This is a genomic window from Pseudomonas sp. BP01 (assembly GCF_022760795.1).
In the GTDB taxonomy this organism is placed as follows: Bacteria; Pseudomonadota; Gammaproteobacteria; order Pseudomonadales; family Pseudomonadaceae; genus Aquipseudomonas; species Aquipseudomonas putida_Q.
The window spans coordinates 1-1,058 of the sequence record NZ_JAFBKA010000069.1; the positions used below are offsets into that span (position 1 = coordinate 1).

Consider the following 1,058-nt stretch of genomic DNA (forward strand, 5'->3'; position numbering starts at 1 on the left):
CGTCTGCATATTGACAGAGCTGGCATGTCAAGAGTAGTATCAAACTACTGTATATAAACACATGTTTTTGTATACACTAGTTTGGCGTGGCAGAGAACTAATAACAGCCTCCGGATAACTGTCCTGAAGCAATAAACCGCACGCCGGATTGAATCGCCACGGATAATCTAGACACTTCCGAGCCGTTGATAATACTGGTTTTCATATTCTGTCGGTGACATCTGTTCGCTAGAACCATGCCGATGCTTATAAGAAAAACCCAAAAGAACAGCAAAGCATTCATCTTTCAAATGCAGATGTAATTGGGCAGTGTATTAAAGATGTCCAAACAACAGAGACTGGGTTACGCAGTCTTTACCCTGGTTATAATGATTTCTCAGATCCACGGAAAACTGCATTGGTAGATATGGGGTTTAACCTTGGTGTTCCAAAGCTTAAGAAGGAATTTGTTAAGTTTAATGATGCAGTAAATCGTGGTGATTGGAATGCCGCAGCTGATGAGAGTCATCGAACAATAAAACAAAGAGGTGACAAAAGGAATAAAGATACCTACGTTCAGTTGCGCTATAATCGGTAGTGGTATAAATTTGTTGCTCCCATCCATTTAAGATGGGAGCAAGGATTTTTTTTAAGCTTATTAACAATAATGCATTTAATGTCTTCTATGAGGTAAGGTTATGATGCGGTTTTGGGCTTTTGGTTTTTTATGTTTTTTATGTGTTGGTGAGGCATCTGCTGACGTTAAAGTTTTTTTTGCTCCAAAATCTACAACATATGAAACCAACACATCTGCTGAGATTAAAAAATATTTAGAAGATCTAGTTGGTGGTAAAGTTGTGGATTTAAGTGACAACCCTAAAGCGGTAAATAAATCTCTGGGTGAGTATCTGAAAAAAATAAAGGGAAAGACTTCTGTTTTTTTTGGTCGCAATGAAATGAGCAAGTATAATGGGACCGTTTGTAAGATATCCATTACGACAGGAAATACTGCCCCGTCAGATCCTATCTTAACTCAGGTGTTTACACTTGGAACGTTGGCTGATAATAACTCAGAACCT

2 protein-coding genes are annotated in these 1,058 nt (G+C 38.4%); both read left to right on the forward strand.

Translation table 11 applies throughout. The features are described from left to right. Positions 1-313: 313 nt before the first annotated feature. Positions 314-577 (forward strand): hypothetical protein, encoded by a 264-nt coding sequence (locus tag JOY50_RS29405; protein WP_404676914.1) that lies wholly within the window; start codon positions 314-316, stop codon positions 575-577. Positions 578-677: 100 nt separating this feature from the next. Further along, on the forward strand, positions 678-1,058 hold a 381-nt coding region (locus JOY50_RS28495; protein WP_243056167.1), incomplete at its 3' end, for a hypothetical protein.